Raw genomic sequence first — 556 nt, forward strand, 5'->3', positions numbered from 1 at the left:
GTCTGCAGCAGTCGGGATTGATGCTGAAAGTTAGCGAAGTCGGCAAAGTAGTGCCTCACCTCAGTTGCAACTAATCGGTAGTCGAGGCTCCGACGGCTCGACTGAAAGCCTTTTGCCGACAGGCGGTTTCGATATACGTTGGAGCGATCGGCATTGTTTATCGGCGGTAGGGCTGCCAGCAGGAGATCCGCCGATAGTTGCGCAAATCGGAATTGAAAACCACATTCAGGGGTGGTGCATTCCTCGCCGCTAGGAAGGCCTGGATACATTAAGGGTTGGCCAAATAGGCCTTCCTTCGGGATACTTTGTTGTTGCAACTGCAGAGAATGGCGGACGCAGCAGATCACTCCGGGTAGATGGTGCTGCCGATGCCAGTAGTGGCAGCCGTTCATCTCAATATCTTCGGCTACACATGCGGGGCAAAAGCGGTGTGGCGTGTTGATTCCGAACCGGTTTGCAACGAGACCAAGCCGCAGTTTCAAGTCAAGGGAGTTACCTGAGCGCGAGTCCTCCATTAGTTGTGCATAGCGCTCGTGATCCAAGAACGGCCTGTGAT

The 556-nt window shown here is 54.1% G+C and carries 1 protein-coding gene; it reads right to left on the minus strand.

What is annotated here, in order from left to right:
* On the minus strand, positions 1-515 hold a 515-nt coding region (locus K9U40_RS23315), incomplete at its 3' end, for a TniQ family protein (RefSeq protein ID WP_282892447.1).
* Between the last annotated feature and the right edge of the window lie 41 nt (positions 516-556).

It is taken from the genome of Xanthobacter autotrophicus (assembly GCF_030015065.1).
GTDB lineage: Bacteria > Pseudomonadota > Alphaproteobacteria > Rhizobiales > Xanthobacteraceae > Xanthobacter > Xanthobacter autotrophicus_D.